The following is a 19920-nucleotide window of genomic DNA, read 5'->3' on the forward strand; positions in this document are numbered from 1 at the left end:
CGTTTAAATGCAATTAAACTATTAATAAAATATGATTGAAAACGCTATCTTTTTAGAAATATTAACTTCGAATTTTAGTGTTACACATTGGCAATGGATTTTAATAATTAGCTCAAGTTTAATCTTGTTCTTTTTATCGCCACTTACAAAAAACACAGATGAGTTTTTTAAAGCTGTACACAAAAAGAATGCACCCAATACCTTGGTATTAACGGGTAGCTTAATTATCTCCTGGATTTTTGCAAAAAGCATTACCAATGCAGCAAATTTAGGCTTGTCTTTTGGTATTGTTGGCGGTATTGCTTATGCTGGTTATTACCTTTCTTTTGCGGTTGCAGGTATTATTATTTATCAATTAAGAACCAAAGGAAACTTTAAAAGTATTCATCACTTTTTGATATCTAAGTTTGGTAAAAATGCCATGGCTATCTTTTCTATATTGATTGCTTTTCGTCTTTTTAATGAAGTTTGGAGCAACACTATGGTTATTGGTAGTTACTTTGGCACTCAAGGAACAAGCGGTTATTATTTGGCAATTATCGTTTTTACTTTGTTAACATTATCCTATGCTTTAAAAGGCGGATTGAGTAGTTCTATTTTTACAGACGTCATACAAATGGTATTATTTTCTGTTTTATTAGGCATCATTTTAGCTACCATTTTTTCTGCGGATAATTTTTCTACAGAACAAATAGTTACTTCAGGAACTTGGAGTTTCGAGTTGGGTTTAAACCTGTTTTTCGCTGCAATTATTCAATCTTTTAGTTATCCTTTTCACGATCCTGTTTTAACAGATAGAGGTTTTATTTCTTCACCAAAAGTAACCAGGAAAAGTTTTTTATGGGCAAGTGTTTTAGGTGCAATTTGTATTATCCTTTTTAGCATCATTGGTGTGTATGCAGAAACAAAAGGAATGCAAGGACAAGCAGCTGTAGAAGTTGGAAAAGCTTTGGGAGTTGTTATATTACTAGTAATCAACTTCATTATGATTACCTCAGCTGCCTCAACTTTAGACTCTACTTTTTCATCTTTTTCCAAATTATTAGCGGTAGATTTAAATTTAGGAAAATCAGTTTCATTTGGAAGAATTACTATGATTATCGTTGCCGTTCTAGGAACAATTCCGGTGTTTTTAAATGCTGAAATTTTATCTGCAACTACCATCTCAGGAACTATGGTTATTGGCCTCACTCCTGTCTTTATATTCTGGAAAGTAAAAGTACCCAAAATTAGTTTTTATTTACCTGTAATTTGTGGTGTATTTTTTGGACTATTATTAGTATTAAAATCATTTCCAGAGTCGCTTATTTTTACAAAAGGAAAATATGCTGATTTACTTTGGGTAAATGTTTGGGGAATTTTAAGTTGTAACATTTTATATTTTATTCCGAAATGGATCAAAAAATAACAGATTTAGGTAAAATATCAGGAAAAACTTTACTTTTTGGTGGAGTTTACAGCAATTTACAAGCTTTAGAAGCTTTAAAACAAATTGCCGAAAAAGAAAATATTAATCCAGAAAATTGTTTTTGTACTGGAGATATTGTTGGCTACTGTGCACAACCAGAAGAAACGGTACAATTATTTAAATTGTGGGGCGCAAAAAGTATTGTTGGTAATGTAGAAATTCAATTAAGAGAAAATGCAAAAGATTGTGGTTGTGAATTTAGAGAGGGTTCCCGTTGCGATGGTTTTTCTCAACTTTGGTATCCGTATGCACAAAGTAAATTGTCTGAAAATTCTTTAGACTTTCTAAAAACATTACCCAATAATATTAATTTTGAATACGCTAAACAGAAAGTAACTGTTGTACATGGTTCTTCTTTTAATGTCTCAGAATTTATATTTAAATCAACAGATTGGGCAATAAAAAATCCTAATTTCGAAGCTACAAATAGTGATGTTATTATTGCTGGTCATTGTGGCTTGCCTTTTTATCATCAAGAAAAAGAACAACTTTGGCTAAATCCAGGTGTTATTGGTATGCCTGCAAATGATGGAACTCCAAATGTTTGGTATGCAATTTTAGACGATTCAAAAGAAACCTTTAACTTTACACATTACACGTTAAAATATAATTATAAACTAACGAGTAAGTTAATGCAAAACAGTTTGCTTCCAGAAGAATATTCTAGAACCATTGCTACAGGAATTTGGGATAATACAGAAATCTTACCTCCTATTGAAACAGGTTTACAAGGATTTGGAATTCAACTTTAATATAAAAAAATATAAGAATATGAGTTATTTAGAAACTACACATAATGTATATAAAGAAGCAGCTTTAACTCCAGATGTTGGCTTGTGCTGTACTACAAATCCTATTTGGGAATTACCAGGTTTAAAGATTCCTAGAATTATGCAAGAAATGAATTACGGTTGTGGTTCTACAGTGCATGCTAGAGATTTAACCAACAATCCTAAAATGTTATACGTTGGTGTTGGTGGCGGAATGGAGTTGCTTCAATTTGCATATTTCAACAGAAATAAAGGTGGAGTAATTGGTTTAGATGTTGTTGACGAAATGTTAGAAGCATCTGCAAAAAACTTTAAAGAAGCAGAAGAACAAAATGATTGGTTTAAATCTGATTTTGTGGATTTACGCAAAGGTGATGCAATGGATTTACCAGTAGAAAGTAATTCTATTGACGTTGCTGCTCAAAACTGTTTGTTCAATATTTTTAAATCTGATGATTTAAAAAAAGCAATTGAAGAAATGTACAGGGTTTTAAAACCTCATGGAAAATTAGTGATGAGTGATCCTACTTGTGAGCAACCAATGAATGATGAATTGCGTAATGACGAACGTTTACGTGCTTTGTGTTTAAGCGGAAGTTTATCGATTTCAGAGTATGTAAAAGCATTAACAGATGCTGGTTTTGGAACGATTGAAATTAGAGCTAGAAAGCCTTACAGAATCTTAGATCCTAAAAATTATCCAACAGACGAATTAATCTATATAGAATCTATCGAAGTTGCTGCAATTAAAGATCCAATGCCAGCTGATGGACCTTGTATTTTTACAGGAAGAGCAGCTATTTATTATGGTGATGAAGATTATTTTGATGACAATGCTGGTCATGTTTTATTAAAAAACCAACCTTTAGCTATTTGTGATAAAACTGCAGGTCAAATTGCAGCTTTGGGTAGAGATGATATTTTTATATCAGAATCTACTTTTCATTATGATGGTGGAGGGTGTTGCTAGTAAATTAAAGTCATTGCGAGGCACGAAGCAATCTTTTTATTAAAAAAGGGATTACTTCGTCATTCTTCCTCGTAATGACAGAACTATAAAAGAGTCTTAATAATGAAAAAAATACTTTTACTTTTTATGCTGATAAGTTCAGTTTCTTTTGGTCAAAAGAAACTGGATAAACTGTTAAATAAATTCAATAAGAATAATGTTCCTTACATTTCTGTTGATAGTTTAGCTTCAACAAAAGCTATTTTATTAGATTCAAGAGAAGAAAAAGAATATAAAGTAAGTCATTTAGAAGATGCAATTCTTGTTGGTTTTGATCATTTTGAAGTAGCACAAACTATAGCGAAACTGCCAAAAGACAAAAACGCTAAAATTGTGGTGTATTGTTCTTTAGGGATTCGTTCTGAAATTGTTGCAGACAAACTTATTAAAGAAGGTTACACCAATGTTTTTAATTTATATGGAGGAATTTTCGAGTGGAAAAATAATGATTATCAAGTTATTGATACTTTAGGAAGCAACACCGAAAAAGTACATACTTTTAATAAAGATTGGAGTAAATGGCTGAAAAAAGGAAAGAAGGTTTATGAAAAAAAATAGTTTGCAGTAAGTAGTTACAGTTTTCAGTACCAATACAATTAAAAAGCACAAATATCATTTTGAGCATTACTAAAACAAAATATATTTTTGTTGAAAGTAGCTTGCGAAGCAATAAAATGTAATCGAAAAATCTCTTTTCAATAGCATAGATTTCTCCACAAGGTCGAAATGACAGAAAAATAAAAAATGCCTAAGAATCTACTTTTAATCTTCACTAGAAACCCAGAACTTGGAAAAGCAAAAACTCGTTTAGCAAAAACAGTTGGTGATGAAACTGCTTTAGAAATTTATAAGTTTTTATTAGAAAAAACCAGAGAGATATCTTCAAAAGTTTCATCTGACAAAGCTGTCTATTATTCAGTAAAAATTAGAGAAAATGATATTTGGGATTCATCTATTTATCAGAAACATCAACAAGTTGGTGAGGATTTAGGGTTAAGAATGCTAAATGCTTTTAAAGATAGTTTTGAAGCTGGTTATGAAAAAGTGATGATTATTGGTAGTGATTTATATGATTTAACATCAGAAAATATAGAAACTGCTTTTGATGAGTTAAACAATAATGATTTGGTTATTGGACCAGCAGAAGATGGAGGTTATTATTTATTAGGAATGAATTCTTTACAGAATAAAATCTTCAAAAATAAAAATTGGGGAACAGAAACGGTTAGAAAAGATACTTTATCTGATTTAAAAGATAAAAAAGTGAAATTATTAGCGTTTAAAAACGACATAGATGTATATGAGGATATTTTAAATATTCCCGAAATTATGTCAACGTTTATAAACTCTAAATAATTTTACATGAAAACAACATTACTTAAGTTACTTTTCACTTTTTCTCTTATTCAATTAAATGCTCAGTGTTCAGAAAATGGAACAAATTTTGGCAACAATACAGCTACTGCTTCCTATAATATTACAGGTGATGTAACAATTACTTTAAACACCAATAATACAGTTACTTTAAATTTAGGAAGTAATTTCAGTACAGCTTCAGGGCCAGATGTAAGAGCTTACTTTGTAAATTCCGAAGGAAAAACGAATGCCGAAATAAAAAATTCTTTAATTACTAATTTAGATAATTTTCAATTCGGAATAATTAACCCTAGTGGATCACAAACCTTTACAACTGTGATTCCTGAAGGTAAAGACATCACAAAATTTGACACGATTTTCTTTTATTGTTTGCAATTTAATGCTTTTTGGGATTTTGGTTCTATAACTCCATTCAATAGCGATAGTTGCTCTGTTTTATCTGTAGAAGATACTTTTTTATCTAAAATTAGTTTCTATCCAAATCCTACAAAAGATAAAATTCATTTTTCAAATCCAACTTCTATTTCTGCTGAAATTCGTATTTTTACCATTCTAGGAAAACAAGTTTTTCATCAATCTAAAATAACAGAAAAAACCATTGATATATCTTCTTTTAATAAAGGAATTTACATTGTTAAAACAACGGTTGGTGAGAAATCTAAAACACAGAAACTAGTCATTAATTAAAAATCGTCATTGCGAGGCACGAAGCAATCTCTCTATAAATAAAGAGATTACTTCATTCGTACCTCTTTCGCAATGACAAATGAAAGACAAATGAAGCAGCAACAACTTACAGAAACTATCGATTTTTTAAAATCAAATGGAATTACAAATCCAGAAATAGGAATTGTATTAGGAACTGGTTTAGGAAAACTAGTTGATGAAATTTCAATTGAAAAAGAAATTGCGTATTCAGAAATTCCAAACTTTCCTGTTGCAACTGTAGAGTTTCATTCTGGTAAATTAATTTACGGAGAATTATCTGAAAAAAAAGTATTGGTAATGTCTGGTCGTTTTCATTTATACGAAGGTTACAATGCTTGGGAAGTTACTTACGGAATTAGAACTTTACATGGTTTAGGTATTAAAAACTTATTGATTTCTAACGCTGCAGGAGCCATTAACCTTTCTTATAAAAAAGGTGATTTAATGCTGATTGAAGATCATATTAATTTACAAGGAACTTCTCCTTTAGCTTTTCAAGGCGCTAATAAGTTTGGTAATATTTTTGTAGATATGTTAGAGCCATATTCTAAAGAATTAAACGCAAAAATCACAACTATTGCTAAAGATCAAAACATCTTATTACATAAAGGTGTTTATACAAGTGTTTTAGGACCTCAACTAGAAACAAGAGCAGAATACAGAATGTTACAAATTTTTGAAACAGATGCTGTTGGTATGAGTACTGTGCCTGAAGTTATAGTTGCCAAACAACTAAACTTGCCTTGTGCAGCAATTTCTGTTTTAACAGATGAATGTGATCCTAAAAACTTACAACCTGTAGATATTGCAGAAATTATTGCAATTGCTGGTAAAGCAGAACCAAAAATGATTACACTTTTTAAGGAAGTTATTAAGATTATTTAATTAATTTCTCCCTTTTTCATCTGGATATAAACCTGGTAAATTATCACTTTGTACAAATTCTTTTGTAACAACATTTATTGCAGTAACTCTACCCGTAAAAGCAGCACCTGTATCTATATTCCATAGATTTTCTATATTAACAGGAAAATTCTTTTCATAATTTGTAGTTGGTGTATGACCAATAAAAATCTCTGTATACAATTTTAATCTCTTTGGATAATACATAGAACTTCTTTTCAAGTTTCTATTCATTGCCAAAGCCATTTCCCATAAAGACCTGTCTAAATAAAAATATTCTTGATGCTTTTCTTTTTTTACTCCATGCAAAGAAGTAAAACCAGCATGTAAAAACAATCTATTATCCTCATCTATATGAAATAATGGTAAGTTTTCGAAAAAGATAAGATGTTGCTTTTTTTCTTCTTCAGAAAATGCTTGATAACTTTCTATGGTTTCTTTACCTCCATGTATATACCAAGATGGATTTACGTCATTATGATTTTTTAACCAATTCTGACACCATACATCATGATTTCCTTTGATAAAAACACATTTGAATTTTTGAGATAATTCTAATAAAAATTGAACAACTTGTGCAGACTCACTCCAACCATCTACATAATCTCCCATAAAAATGATTTTGTCTTCTTCTTTTAGTTCTAGTTTATTTAAAACTTGAATTAAAGCTTTTAAGCCTCCATGAATATCTCCAATTGCAAAAGTTCTCATCTTTATTTTATTTTAAGACAAAACTATTAGTTTTTAAACAGACAAAAAATAATTTATGAAACTTTTTGATGATAAACACTCAATTGCGTTAGGGATTGAAATGGCATCCTTTTTATTTTTTTTTAAATAAAAAGATATAATGGAAAGCCCGTTAAAACGCCCAAATAAATTTATTAAAAATATTGACCAATACCAAAAACCAATCCTCCTTTAGATTGATTTGGATTGTTAGAAAGTCTAAATCCGTAATCGACTCTAAAAGTGGCATTGTATATTTTTTTACTAATAAAACGTAAGCCAAAACCAGAATAAACCATTAGATTTTTACTTTCAAAAAAATCATTTAATTCACCTCCTGGATTTCTCCAAGACCCAATATCTGAGAATAAATTGGTTTGAATTGCTAACCAATCTTTGTCTAAAATGGTGTGTCTGTATTCTGTATTCCATACTAAACTACCTGTTCCTCTATCTACTAAAATACCTACTCCTCGCAAATTTACGTTGTTATCTAAAGCAAAAGGTGCAAATGGAGTTTGCTCGTTAGATGACAAACCAAAACGAATTCTGTTTGCCCAATTGCCTTTATCTGCTATTCTTTTATAATAGAAAAAATCATTCCAAGTAATAAAAAAATCTTTCTGAAAAGGATTGTTTGAAGTTACAAACTGTGTATATAAAACACTTTTAAAGCCGTTTATATATTGAAAATGATAATCTAAATCATCATATATATACAACAACTTTAATAATGTTTTGTCTAAATCTAAGTTTTGTGGAACTGATGGATCTGTTGCACCAGATAAATATTGGTATTTTTCATTGAAGAAATTTACACCAAAATTTAATTGATTTTTAAGGTTTATTTGATACAAACCTAAAACCTCAAATGAAACATTATTATATAAATAATTTGCTGTTTTATCTCCAAAATAAAGAGGTTCTTCACTTTTCCAATTTTGATGATTAGCGGCTAAACCCCATTTCTTAGAAAACAAATTGGGTGCTTTAAAGTTAATACCATAAGAATCAAAACCATTATTTTGATAAAAACCACCTAAAGTAATGTTGCTTCCTAAAAAATTATAGTCGTACAAACCTAATTTATATGAAAACTTGTGATTGGTGGTAGTCCAGATATTAACTTCTGGTATGATTGTATAATTCTCTTCAACATTTATAAAGACATTGTATTTATTTCCGTGAGAATGAAATACTTGATAATAGACATGACTAACAGCAGGCAATCTTTTTAAAAGTATTATGTCTTTCTCTATGGTTAACGAGTCTAAAATATTTCCTTTCTTTGTTTCTAAAAGTTTAAAAACAAATGATTTATTTATTTTTTCTGTTCCTTTAATCTTAACATCTAGAATTATTTTTTCTTGTGAAAAAACAAGGGTTGATAAAGATAATAAAAGAAAAAAAATAAGATACTTTAAATTCACTATTCTGCTATAAATGATTCTTGAATGACCAAATTTACCCAATTATTAGAACTTAAACCAAAAACCGTAAAATTATATTCATCATTTAAAACCAAATCTGGTGGCGTTTCTAAATTTATAGTTGAAATTACATTTGAAGAATCGTAATATTGAAATGTTTTATCGGTAGTAAATGTTCCAGAAACAAAATCATTATCACTATCTGTAAATACTTGTAAATATTCTACATTTTCTCCTGTAGAACTATCTATCCAAGTAAATATTGGTTTTAATCTTTCTGATGGGTCTATCGTTAATAAATCATCTTCTTCTGAAGCCCATTCTGTTGGGCTTTCATCTATTTTAATTTTTATTGGATTCGATTTATACAAAATATCTCCAATAACATAGGTTACAATACACCAACTCTCTTCACTATCTGTTCTAGAATACCTTCTTAATTTACCTCCATAAACAGCTTCATCTGTAAGGTCTTTTCTTCTATAATTCGAAAAATCTGTTTCAACTACAGAAGTATTATCAGTTTCATAATACCTCATGTCTGAAGCTCCTGTAAAAGGGTAATAATAAATATATGTTTCGTCTTCAGATTCTTCTTTACTACCTGCAAAAGCAAACACTGTTTCAATTGTTTTTTCTGAATTGTCTTCTAAATACTCTTCTAAACTTCTTGGAATAAATGTTTCTTGAATAACTGTATTAACCCAATTATCTTCACTAACAGCCATCATTGTAAATAGATATTCTGTATCTTCTACTAAATCTTCTAACGTTTCATCATCATCATTAATATTTAAAACCACTTTAGTATCATCATTGTAAAAATCATCTGTGTATTCAAAATATGTATTTTCTGTATAAGTTCCTGATAAAAAAGTGTCATCTTCACTTTCTGAGATGACTTGAAAATAAATTTTATTGTCTGAAATTCCGAAATCTGACCAAGTAAAATTAGGTTCTAAAGTACTTTTGTAATCAATATCTACAACATCTGTCCAACCAGTTGGATTTGTTGCATTTTTTAAACGAATTATATTAGATTTATGCAATTTTCCATCTAACATATAAGTAACCAAACACCAATTTTCATCTGAACTTGATCTAGAAAATCGTTGTAATTTTCCTCCAAAAACATCTGTTACTGTTAATATTTGTCTTCTATATTTAGATAAATCAGTTTGATCTACATCTAAACTATCAGCCTCATAATATCTAATATCTGTTGCTCCTTCAACTGGATAATAAAAAATATAAGATAAACTTGTACTTCCATCAGCACTTGCTGCACAAGCTATAACTTCTCCTAAATCGTCAGAAGATGATGCATCTATGTACTCTTGTAAATTTCTTGGAACTGTAACATCATTATCTTCTGAACAAGAGAAGAGAAAAAAAGTTACAAAAACTGCTATCAAATAATTTTTAAAAGTCATCTAAGTGTTTAAATTTTTAAAGTCATAATTGGCAAGGTAGAATGATTTGTTAAATCTTCTGCTACACTACCTGCAAAAATATGAGATAATCCTCTTCTACCATGAGTTATTACAGAAATTAAATCTGCCCCAACTGCATTCGAAAAATTAAGTATACCTTTTTCAATAGATCTATCGCAAACATAATTAACATTAATTAACCTAGAAGTATCTCCTTCTACTTTCATTAAAAAGTCGATAGCCATTGTTTCCATTTCTGAAGTTGTTTTAAAATCCTCATTCGGTAAGTTTACATATAATAGGTGTTTTTGGGCATTTAAAAATGCTAATGATTTTAGCACCTTTTTAAATGCTGGTATGCTTTCTTCAGAAAAATCTGTAGCTACAACAATATCAGAAAAATCTACATTTACCATTTCATTTTTTATAACTAATACAGGTAACTCTGCATACCTAACCACTTTTTCTGTATTAGAACCTACAAAAAATTCTTTTAAACCACTTGCTCCATGAGACCCCATAACTATTAAATCTGCATCTACTTCTTTGGCAATAGCATTTACTTCACTAAACACTTTATAATGCTTAATAATAGGTACAATTTTAATACCTTCTAAATAGTCTTTTACTAAAAAATCTTTAAATCTTTGTTCTGCTAATTTTAGGAAAAACATTGCTTTTTCTTGCTGATTGATTTGACTTTCTGTTAAAGAAACTTCTTGTATATCTAGCATATGAAGTGCATAAACAGTTGCATTGTATTTCTCTGCTAATAAAGCAGCTGTTTTTAATGCATATTCAGAATGTTTAGAAAAATCTACTGGAACAATTATTTTTTTCATTTTTGCGATTTAATTATTTATAATAACAAATTTAAGTACTAAAGTTACTAATTTATAGGATATTCGTCATATTTAAAAAATCTATTTCTGTCTATAAAGTTTTTTTAACAACTCTTCTGCAGGTTTATTTTGTACGGTAAACATATGGTTTTTTAATCCTCCAACTTTTTCATGTTTATCAAACCATTTCCATAAAAAACCACCAGCAAACCAATCTTCCTTCCAGAATTGATTGTGAATTGCTTGTAAGCCATTTACTTGGGCTTTTAGATTTACATCTCCTAAATCTCTATCAAATTTCCATGGTTCTTTACCTGTAAAATCTACACTTCTGTAACCAAACTCTGTAAATAAAATAGGTTTATTAAATTGTTTCTGAATTCTAGAAATTTCATCTTTATGCGTTTTCCACCCTAATTCTAAATCTTTAATAGAAGGTGTTTTTTTATCACTCAAAGGAAAATATGCATCTATACCAATATAATCTATTTCTTTCCAAAAAGAAACTCGTTTAAATTCATCCCAATTAGCAGCATAAGTTAATTTTCCTTTATAAATTTCTCTAATATTTACAATTAATTCTTTCCAATATTTTGGTCGTTTTAAAACAAATTTTTCTAACTCTGTACCTATACATAAAATATCTGCATTTAAATCTTGTGCAGCTTTTGCATAGGTTAAAATAAATTCTGAATATGTATCTTCTAATACTTTCCATTTTTCTTCAGAATCCATTTCTATAAAACCTGTATACTCTCCTCTCCAAACCCAAATTTGAGGTTTTACCATGATTTTAACATTCTTATGTTGAAAACTTTTAGCGTATTGTAATAAACCTCTTTTGGTTTCTCCAAACCATTGTCTTTTAGTATTATGAATTATTTTTGGAGAAGACAATTCTCTTATAAAACCAAAAGGCATCAATGCAACATAATTGCCTTGTGCCTTTATTACAGGTGTTATATTTTTAGAATTTATAGTGTCTCTTGAAGCGACAAAACTAATTCCGTTTATTTTTTTTTGTTGACTATTACATGAAAGATGAACTAGCAACAGCAATAGGTAAAAGAGTTTATTTGTTTTCATAAATCTCTTAAAAATAGTTTTTTCTTAAAACAATGCTCTTAAACCAATGTTAAAACTTTGTCCTAACCCTGTTTCATTACCTCTAACAAACTTGCTATACAATACTTCTAAGTTTAAAGTTTGATTTAATTGATATTTTCCTCCAAAACCTAAAGATGTAAAATCTTGAGAAAAATCACCAAATCTTTGATAATGTTGTACAAAACCTAAAATAGTAGATTTATCACTTGGAAAATAACTCATAAAAACTCCTGGTGCTAAAACAAAAGTTTTATTTGCAAAACTTGTATCATCTCCAAAATTGTATTCTGTATTCAATTCTGTGAACAATTGCCAATCTCCACTATTAAATGTATAATCATAAAAAAATCTATTTTGAAAAGTGTAAGCAGTTTGATCTAAATACACCTCATTTGTATCAGATTCTTCTGAAATAATTGGAATATGAAATGCAGATTGAATAGAAAAATTACCAATACTTTCTATAGGCTGCCATTTTAAAGCAGGTGCAAAAGAAGACAATCCGTTTCTAGAATTTACATCATCTTCGAAACCAAAAACAGATGTTGCACTTTTACCTCCATTTGTATTAGATCTATATTCTAATAATAAACCAATATTTAATCTATTAGTATCAGAAATTCCTGTAAAAATATCTAAGGTAGAAGTAAAATAATTTTCTCTTAACTTATCTCCTTTTACTCCATTATAATTACCTTTTGTTTCTGTATATAGATTATTAAAAAACTTTACATCCCATTGACCTTTATCTAATAATTTAGAAGGTGTATATGTTTGAATATTACTTTTATCAGATTCTATATTTTCTTGTCCATAAGAATTTAGAGTAATCATTAAAATAAAGATAAAGAGTAATTTAGATATTATTTGTTTCATATTATTGATTGGTTTTATTTTGATATAACATCAGTCTTTAGATTTATTAACAACTTACAAAATTTTAAAATATTCGTTATTTAAAACAATTCTAAATTATGTTTTAAAATTAAGTTCTTAACTTTAACTTCGACATAATTTGCAACAATCAATTAACTATGAACCACATTGTAATCATTGGAAACGGCATTTCTGGAGTAACAGCTGCTAGACATATTAGAAAGAATTCTGATAATAAAATAACAATTGTATCTGCAGAAACCAAATACTTTTTCTCAAGAACAGCACTCATGTATATTTACATGGGACACATGAAATTTGAGCACACACAACCTTATGAAGATTGGTTTTGGAAAAAAAATAACATCGAGTTAAAAGAAAATTTTGTTAACACCATTAATACAGATACAAAAACACTTGAATTTACCAATGGAGAAAACCTTACTTACGATCAATTAATTATTGCAACTGGATCTAAACCCAATAAATTTGGATGGCCAGGGCAAGATTTAAAAGGTGTTATGGGCATGTACCATAAACAAGATTTAGAAAAACTAGAAAAATATGCTCCTAATAATAAAACTTGTAAAAGAGCAGTCATTGTTGGTGGGGGGTTAATTGGTATTGAATTGGCAGAAATGTTAAGAAGCAGAAAAATACCAGTTACTTTTTTAGTGCGTGAAGCAAGTTTTTGGAACGGAGTTTTACCAACACAAGAATCTGAAATGATAAATAATCATATCAAAGAACATCATATAGACTTACGTTTAAGCACCAATTTAAGAGAAATTAAATCTGATGAAAATGGACATGTAAAATCTGTTATTTTAGAAGAAACTGGAGAAGAAATATTTTGTAATATCGTAGGTTTAACTGCGGGAGTAACACCCAATATCAATTTTATAAAAGAATCTAAGGTAGAAACAAAAAGAGGTGTATTAGTCAATAGATATTTAGAAACAAATATAAAAGACGTATACGCTATTGGTGATTGTGCAGAACAACATAAAGCTATTGGTTTACGTAGAAACATAGAAGCTGTTTGGTACACAGGTAGAATGATGGGAGAAACTGTTGCGCAAACCATTTGTGGTAATAAAACCGCTTACAAACCCGGACATTGGTTTAATTCTGCAAAATTTTTAGATATAGAATACCAAACGTATGGTTGGGTTTTTAGTGAACGTAATAAAAAAGAGAATGAAACTTATTTTCAATGGAAACATCCAAAAGAAAATAAATGTATCACGATTTCTTTTGATAAAAATACAAGAAAATTTTTAGGAATTAACACTTTTGGAATTCGAATGCGTCATAAAATTTTTAATAAATGGCTCTCTCAAAATAAAACAATCGAACATGTTTTAGAATATTTAGCTGATGCTAATTTTGATCCTGAATTTTACAAACTTCATGAAGCAGAAATTTTATTAAAATTCAATTCAGAAAATAACGCCAATATTCAATTAAAAAAGAAAAGTTGGAAACGAATATTTGCAAAATCATAAAAAACAGCTTCTAAGATTAATTTTTTATTAGAATCTTATAACTAATATAATAAAATACACAATTTGAAAACCATAAAACATACAGGTTTAGTAATCTTTTTAATAGGATTAGCCATATTTACAGGAAGTATTTTTACAGGAACTTTTAGTTTATCAGAATCTGAATTAGATTCTTATATTAAAGAAAAAGGATATAAAAGTGAAGTGATAAAAACACAACTCATAAAAGCTATTGTTACAAATAAAGACTTAAATATATTTGAGTTTTCTAAAGGAGTTAGAGACGCTTTTAAAATATCTAACAACCATTATGATAAACTGATTACAAAATACGATTCAGAAAAAAACTGGGATAAAAAAGGAGCACAATATCAATACAAAATCTATGGAAAACCACATACATTAAGTTATGAATTGGCAAAAAAATCTGGTAAAGGTTTCATTAAAAATAATGCTGGTTTACTATGGCTCTTAACATTTGGATTGGGAATTATTGGTGCTTTGTTATTTATTCTTCCAAACTTAATTTTATTAGGAAAACCAGGTATTAAAAATGATGGAGTTTATCTAGAAACAGCAACCAATAGAGGTTGGATTGCTTGGTTAGTACTTATTTATTTAGTTAGTTTTTACTTAGTATTGTATTTTATGCCAGATTATGTTGTTAATTGGACATATATTTTAGACCCTATTAGTAACTTTTTAAATGGTGGAGATGCTTCTCAATGGTTTGTGTATGGGTTTTTATACTGTACAATTATGTTGGTTATGGCAACTAGAATGTATATTAAATACAGACACAATAAATATCAAATTGTAAGAACTACATCTGTATTATTTTTTCAAATTGTATTTGCTTTTTTAATTCCAGAAATTATGACCAGCTTAAATATGCCTGGATATGATTTTAAAAATGCTTTTCCTTTAGATTATGATTTTTTCTTTGAATGGAATTTAGAAAGTTTAAAAAACAGTGGAGGTATTGGTATTTTTATTCTTGTTTGGGGTGTTGTACTAACACTTTTTATTGTTCCTGTAATGGTATATTTTTTCGGAAAAAGATGGTACTGTTCTTGGGTTTGTGGCTGTGGAGGATTAGCAGAAACTCTAGGAGATCCTTACAGACAGCATTCCAATAAAAGTTTAAATGCATGGAAACTAGAAAGGTGGTTAATACATAGTGTTTTAGTTTTTTCTTTAGTGATGACATTAGTAACACTTTATTGTTATTTCTCTGGCACAGATTCTTTTATTGGCATTAAATCTCAATGGATTAAAGACACATATAGCTTCTTAATTGGAGCGTGGTTTGCGGGTGTTATAGGTACTGGGTTTTATCCCATCTTTGGAAACAGAGTTTGGTGTAGATTTGGATGTCCGTTAGCAGCCTACCTAGGTTTAGTTCAACGTTTTAAATCTAGATTTAGAATTACTACCAATGGTGGGCAATGTATTTCTTGTGGAAATTGTTCTACTTATTGTGAGCAAGGAATTGATGTGAGATCTTATGCTCAAAAAGGAGAAAACATAATAAGATCTAGTTGTGTAGGCTGTGGTATTTGTTCTGCTGTTTGCCCAAGAGGTGTTTTAAAATTAGAAAACGGACCAGAAGATGGAAGAATAAATCCAACAGAAATTTTGTTAGGAAATGATGTAGATTTAATGGATCTAATAAACAAAAAATAAGTTGAAATTTTTTAGTTTTTTAAATACATTTTTTAAGAATTTAAGACTTTGTTGTAGTTTTACATTGGCAATTATTATATGTTCTTCTATAAAAATTTTCTCTCAAAAAAAATACCACAAAGAATATTTTAAAAACGGACAATTAAAAGAAGAAGGTTGGGTATTAAATAATAAAAAAACAGCTTTTTGGAAATTTTATTACAAAAACGGAACTGTAAAAAAAGAAGGGCATTTTTTAGATAATTTAGAAACGAATTATTGGTATTTTTACACAAAAGATGCTTCCAAAGAAAAAGAAGGACATTTTAAGAATGGAACCAAAAATAATTGGTGGTTATTTTATAATGAAAAAGGTTATATCAACCATAAATGTCAATTAAAGAATAACAAAAAAAATGGATACTGCTTAATTTACAATAATAGAAAATTAATAAAGGCGTCTAAATTTAATGAAGGTAAAAAAATAAAAGAATGGACAGACTTTTCATCCTTTAAAAATGATAATAGTCTCAATGATTTAAGATGACAAAACCTATTATAAAAGTTATAATACCTGCTTATAATGAGCAAGACTCTATAACAAATGTTATAAACGATATTCCTAATATTGTTGATGAAGTTATTGTAATTAGTAACAACTCTACAGACAATACAGAAACTAATGCAGTAAATGCTGGCGCAACTGTTTTAACAGAAAACAGAAAAGGCTATGGTTACGCTTGTTTAAAAGGAATGAATTATATTTTTAAACAAACCATAAAACCAGATATTGTTGTTTTTTTAGACGGAGATTACTCTGACTATCCAGAGCAATTAACAGAATTAATACAGCCCATTTTAGATGATAATATTGACTTAGTTATTGGTGCTCGTGTAAAAGAATTAAGAGAAAATGGAGCAATGACTCCGCAACAAATTTTTGGAAATTGGTTGGCAACATTTCTAATGAAATTATTTTTTGGAGCAAAATTTACAGACTTAGGTCCTTTTAGAGCCATAAAATACACTAAACTTTTAGCTCTAAAGATGGAAGATAAAACCTATGGTTGGACTGTAGAGATGCAATTAAAAGCCTTAAAACAAAAACTTTCTTATGTAGAAGTACCTATGCAATATAGAAATAGAATTGGTGTTTCTAAAGTTTCAGGTACCGTAAAAGGGAGTATATTTGCAGGTATAAAAATATTAGGTTGGATTTTTAAATACAGTTTTAAATAGTGGTCTTAGAATACATTATAATTATCATTTATTCCATAGCATTAATACTTATTTTTATGTATGCTTTGGCTCAATTAAATTTACTTTTTAATTACTTAAAAGCAAGTAAAAAAATAGATAATTCAGAAAAATATGATTTTTCAAATCTAGAAGAAATTCCTTTAGTTACTATTCAATTACCCGTTTATAATGAACTGTATGTAATGGAACGGTTGTTAAAAAACATTGCTAAAATAGATTATCCAAGAAAAAAATTAGAAATTCAAGTTTTAGATGATTCTACAGATGAATCTGTAGACGTTACAGCAAAACTGATTAAAGAAATTAAAACTTTAGGATTAGATATTAAGCACATAAGAAGAACCAACAGAAAAGGCTTTAAAGCAGGTGCTTTAAAAGAAGGTTTAGAAATTGCTAAAGGTGAATTTATTGCCATTTTTGATGCAGATTTTTTACCAAAACCAGATTGGTTATACCAAACTGTACCTTATTTTAAAAACCCAAAAATTGGTGTTGTACAAACAAGATGGGGACATATTAACAGAAACTATTCTACACTAACAAAAATACAAGCATTTGCTTTAGACGCACATTTTACATTAGAACAAGTTGGTAGAAACAGTAAAGGTCATTTCATCAACTTTAATGGTACTGCTGGTGTTTGGAGAAAAGCCTGTATTTATGATGCTGGAAACTGGGAAGGTGACACCCTTACAGAAGATTTAGATTTAAGCTATAGAGCACAGTTAAAAGATTGGAAATTTAAATATTTAGTAGATGTAGAAACTCCTGCTGAATTACCTGTTGTAATTAGCGCTGCAAGATCGCAACAATTTAGATGGAATAAAGGTGGTGCAGAAAATTTTCAGAAAATGATGAAACATGTTATTACAAATAATAAAGTTTCTCTAAAAACAAAAATACACAGTCTATTACACCTTTTAAATAGCTCTATGTTTACCTGTATTTTTTTGGTTGCAGTTTTAAGCATACCAATGCTGTATATTAAAAATGAATATACTCATTTAAAATATTACTTTTATGTTATGAGCTTTTTTGTTATGAGCTCATTAATATTTTTTATCTGTTATTGGTATATGTTTAAAAACATTTATGGAGGAGGTTTTGTGAAATTTATTAAATATATAGGTTCTTTTTTTACGTTTTTTTCTATTGCAATGGGTTTTTCTTTACACAATACAATAGCAGTTTTAGAAGGTCATTTAGGTAAAAAAAGCGAATTTGTTAGAACTCCAAAGTTTAACATTGGCACACTAAAAGATGGTTGGAAAAACAATAAATACATTAAGAAAAAACCATCTATACATGTTGTCTTAGAAGGACTTCTAGCTTTGTATTTTGTCTTTGGCATGTATAGTGCATTTATTGTTGGAAAGCAAGGAGGTGATTTTGGTTTATTCCCTTTTCATTTTATGCTTTTTGTTGGTTTTAGTTATGTGTTTTTTAAATCAATATTTTCTAAAGCTTAGTGTTTATTTTAAAAAAATATAAAGATATTTTACTAATTTCAATTAGTGTAATTCTCTACTTTTTCTTTGCCTATTTTTTAAAAAGAACAGAATTTTACAGCCTACTATTTTTGTGGTTTTCTCTTTTTGGATGTTCTTATTTCTTAATAAAAAGTAAATCTTTAAAAACCTCTACACTTATTGGATTGGTTCTTCTTTTTAGATTGATTTTTCTTTTTTCAATACCTAATCTATCTCAAGACTTTTATAGATTTATTTGGGATGGACGTATGATTTTTGAAGGTTACAACCCATATTTATCTTTGCCTGAAACCTTTATTCAACAAGGAAACGCTCCAATTACAGATGCTAATAATCTATATAATGGAATGGGAGAAATGAATGGGAGTCATTACACAAATTACCCTCCTATAAATCAGCTTTGTTTTTTAATAGCAGCACTTTTTGCAAACAAAAGTATTTTTGGTTCTATAGTAGTATTAAGATTTATAATAATTTTGGCAGATGTAGGAATTTTATACTTTGGAAAAAAACTGTTAGAAAAATTAAACTTACCTATAAAAAATATTTTTTGGTACGCTTTAAATCCTTTTATAATCATAGAAATGACAGGTAATTTACATTTTGAGCCTGTAATGTTATTTTTCTTGGTATGGAGTTTATACAAACTGCATCAACAAAAATGGATTTGGTCTGCAATTCTTTTAGCTTGCTCTGTTTCTGTTAAATTAATCCCTTTATTATTCTTGCCTTTATTTTATCAATGGTTTGTAAAAAAAGAACAAAATTGGTTTTACGGAATAAAAAAAATTATTTTATTTTATGTTATTATTCTTAGTACAATTTTATTCTTGTTTGTTCCTTTTTATACATCAGAATTCTTAACCAATTATTCAAGTTCTGTTGGTTTGTGGTTTCGTAATTTTGAGTTTAATGCTAGTTTTTATTTTATTTTTAGAGAAATTGGTTATCTATTTAGGGGTTGGAATGAAATAGCAATTATTGGTAAAATAACTCCGGTTTTAACTATACTTTTCTTAATTATATTAACTTTTTTCAGAAAAAACAAAACCACAATTCAATTAATTACAGCTTTACTATTTGGGTTGTGTTTTTACTATTTTACAGCAACAACTGTACATCCTTGGTATCTAGCAACTCCATTAATTTTATCAATATTTACTAAATACCGTTTTCCAATTATTTGGACTATAGTTATCATTTTCAGCTATCAAGCATACGCAAATTCACCTTGGAAAGAAAATTTATGGTTTATTGCTTTAGAATATTTATTTGTTTATAGTTTTCTTTTCTTTGAAATTAAAAAGAAATCAAATATTATAAAATTGTAAAATAATCAATTTTT

Annotated in this window: 19 protein-coding genes; 13 read left to right on the top strand and 6 right to left on the bottom strand. The window is 28.6% G+C overall.

Annotated features, from left to right (window positions below; all coding sequences use genetic code 11):
• The first annotated feature begins 31 nt into the window (after window positions 1–31).
• From ABJG40_RS00510 to ABJG40_RS00540, 7 genes are all read left to right on the top strand, one after another.
• On the top strand, window positions 32–1408 hold the full coding sequence (locus ABJG40_RS00510; RefSeq protein ID WP_348022616.1) for a sodium:solute symporter: 1377 nt from the start codon (window positions 32–34) through the stop codon (window positions 1406–1408).
• A complete protein-coding gene (locus tag ABJG40_RS00515; RefSeq protein ID WP_348022617.1) occupies window positions 1393–2220 on the top strand; it encodes a metallophosphoesterase family protein in 828 nt (275 codons plus the stop codon). Before ABJG40_RS00510 ends, ABJG40_RS00515 begins: the two co-directional genes overlap by 16 nt.
• A gap of 19 nt (window positions 2221–2239) precedes the next feature.
• A complete protein-coding gene (arsM, locus tag ABJG40_RS00520) occupies window positions 2240–3208 on the top strand; it encodes an arsenosugar biosynthesis arsenite methyltransferase ArsM (protein WP_348022618.1) in 969 nt (322 codons plus the stop codon).
• Window positions 3209–3310: 102 nt separating this feature from the next.
• Entirely contained in the window at window positions 3311–3805 is a 495-nt protein-coding gene (locus tag ABJG40_RS00525) for a rhodanese-like domain-containing protein (protein WP_348022619.1), read from the top strand.
• Between the two features lie 186 nt (window positions 3806–3991).
• The gene (locus tag ABJG40_RS00530) at window positions 3992–4603 is read left to right on the top strand and encodes a TIGR04282 family arsenosugar biosynthesis glycosyltransferase (protein WP_348022620.1); all 612 of its coding nucleotides are present in this window, start codon (window positions 3992–3994) and stop codon (window positions 4601–4603) included.
• Window positions 4604–4609: 6 nt separating this feature from the next.
• Complete coding sequence (locus ABJG40_RS00535; RefSeq protein WP_348022621.1) at window positions 4610–5311, top strand: DM13 domain-containing protein; 702 nt, start codon at window positions 4610–4612, stop codon at window positions 5309–5311.
• A 90-nt stretch (window positions 5312–5401) separates the two neighbouring features.
• Window positions 5402–6217 carry a purine-nucleoside phosphorylase gene (locus ABJG40_RS00540; protein WP_348022622.1) on the top strand — a complete coding sequence of 272 codons (816 nt, stop codon included), beginning with the start codon at window positions 5402–5404 and terminating at the stop codon, window positions 6215–6217.
• Here the strand turns inward: ABJG40_RS00540 and ABJG40_RS00545 are convergent, their stop codons facing one another.
• The 6 genes from ABJG40_RS00545 to ABJG40_RS00570 all read right to left on the bottom strand — a co-directional run bounded on the left by ABJG40_RS00545 (window position 6218) and on the right by ABJG40_RS00570 (window position 12652).
• Window positions 6218–6946 (bottom strand): metallophosphoesterase family protein, encoded by a 729-nt coding sequence (locus ABJG40_RS00545; RefSeq protein WP_348022623.1) that lies wholly within the window; start codon window positions 6944–6946, stop codon window positions 6218–6220.
• A gap of 173 nt (window positions 6947–7119) precedes the next feature.
• The gene (locus ABJG40_RS00550; RefSeq protein ID WP_348022624.1) at window positions 7120–8394 is read right to left on the bottom strand and encodes an outer membrane protein assembly factor; all 1275 of its coding nucleotides are present in this window, start codon (window positions 8392–8394) and stop codon (window positions 7120–7122) included.
• Window positions 8394–9827 carry a hypothetical protein gene (locus tag ABJG40_RS00555; RefSeq protein WP_348022625.1) on the bottom strand — a complete coding sequence of 478 codons (1434 nt, stop codon included), beginning with the start codon at window positions 9825–9827 and terminating at the stop codon, window positions 8394–8396. The genes ABJG40_RS00550 and ABJG40_RS00555 overlap by 1 nt, the downstream gene beginning before the upstream one ends.
• An 8-nt stretch (window positions 9828–9835) precedes the next feature.
• Window positions 9836–10669, bottom strand: coding sequence for a universal stress protein (locus tag ABJG40_RS00560; RefSeq protein ID WP_348022626.1), 834 nt, complete (start codon window positions 10667–10669; stop codon window positions 9836–9838).
• An 81-nt stretch (window positions 10670–10750) separates the two neighbouring features.
• Window positions 10751–11755 (bottom strand): glycoside hydrolase, encoded by a 1005-nt coding sequence (locus ABJG40_RS00565; RefSeq protein ID WP_348022627.1) that lies wholly within the window; start codon window positions 11753–11755, stop codon window positions 10751–10753.
• Between the two features lie 24 nt (window positions 11756–11779).
• Window positions 11780–12652, bottom strand: coding sequence for a hypothetical protein (locus ABJG40_RS00570; protein WP_348022628.1), 873 nt, complete (start codon window positions 12650–12652; stop codon window positions 11780–11782).
• A gap of 158 nt (window positions 12653–12810) precedes the next feature.
• Here ABJG40_RS00570 and ABJG40_RS00575 point away from each other — a divergent pair, with 158 nt between their 5' ends.
• The 6 genes from ABJG40_RS00575 (at window position 12811) to ABJG40_RS00600 (ending at window position 19906) form a co-directional block, all read left to right on the top strand.
• Window positions 12811–14160 (top strand): FAD/NAD(P)-binding oxidoreductase, encoded by a 1350-nt coding sequence (locus ABJG40_RS00575; RefSeq protein WP_348022629.1) that lies wholly within the window; start codon window positions 12811–12813, stop codon window positions 14158–14160.
• 63 nt (window positions 14161–14223) lie between these two features.
• Window positions 14224–15846: a 4Fe-4S binding protein gene (locus ABJG40_RS00580; RefSeq protein WP_348022630.1), complete on the top strand. Its 1623-nt coding sequence runs from the start codon at window positions 14224–14226 to the stop codon at window positions 15844–15846.
• Between the two features lie 64 nt (window positions 15847–15910).
• On the top strand, window positions 15911–16372 hold the full coding sequence (locus tag ABJG40_RS00585; RefSeq protein ID WP_348022631.1) for a hypothetical protein: 462 nt from the start codon (window positions 15911–15913) through the stop codon (window positions 16370–16372).
• The gene (locus ABJG40_RS00590; protein WP_348022632.1) at window positions 16369–17064 is read left to right on the top strand and encodes a glycosyltransferase family 2 protein; all 696 of its coding nucleotides are present in this window, start codon (window positions 16369–16371) and stop codon (window positions 17062–17064) included. The genes ABJG40_RS00585 and ABJG40_RS00590 overlap by 4 nt, the downstream gene beginning before the upstream one ends.
• Window positions 17064–18554: a cellulose synthase family protein gene (locus ABJG40_RS00595; protein WP_348022633.1), complete on the top strand. Its 1491-nt coding sequence runs from the start codon at window positions 17064–17066 to the stop codon at window positions 18552–18554. Before ABJG40_RS00590 ends, ABJG40_RS00595 begins: the two co-directional genes overlap by 1 nt.
• On the top strand, window positions 18554–19906 hold the full coding sequence (locus tag ABJG40_RS00600; RefSeq protein ID WP_348022634.1) for a mannosyltransferase: 1353 nt from the start codon (window positions 18554–18556) through the stop codon (window positions 19904–19906). The genes ABJG40_RS00595 and ABJG40_RS00600 overlap by 1 nt, the downstream gene beginning before the upstream one ends.
• Window positions 19907–19920 lie beyond the last annotated feature (14 nt).

It is taken from the genome of Polaribacter sp., from assembly GCF_039939415.1.
GTDB lineage: Bacteria > Bacteroidota > Bacteroidia > Flavobacteriales > Flavobacteriaceae > Polaribacter.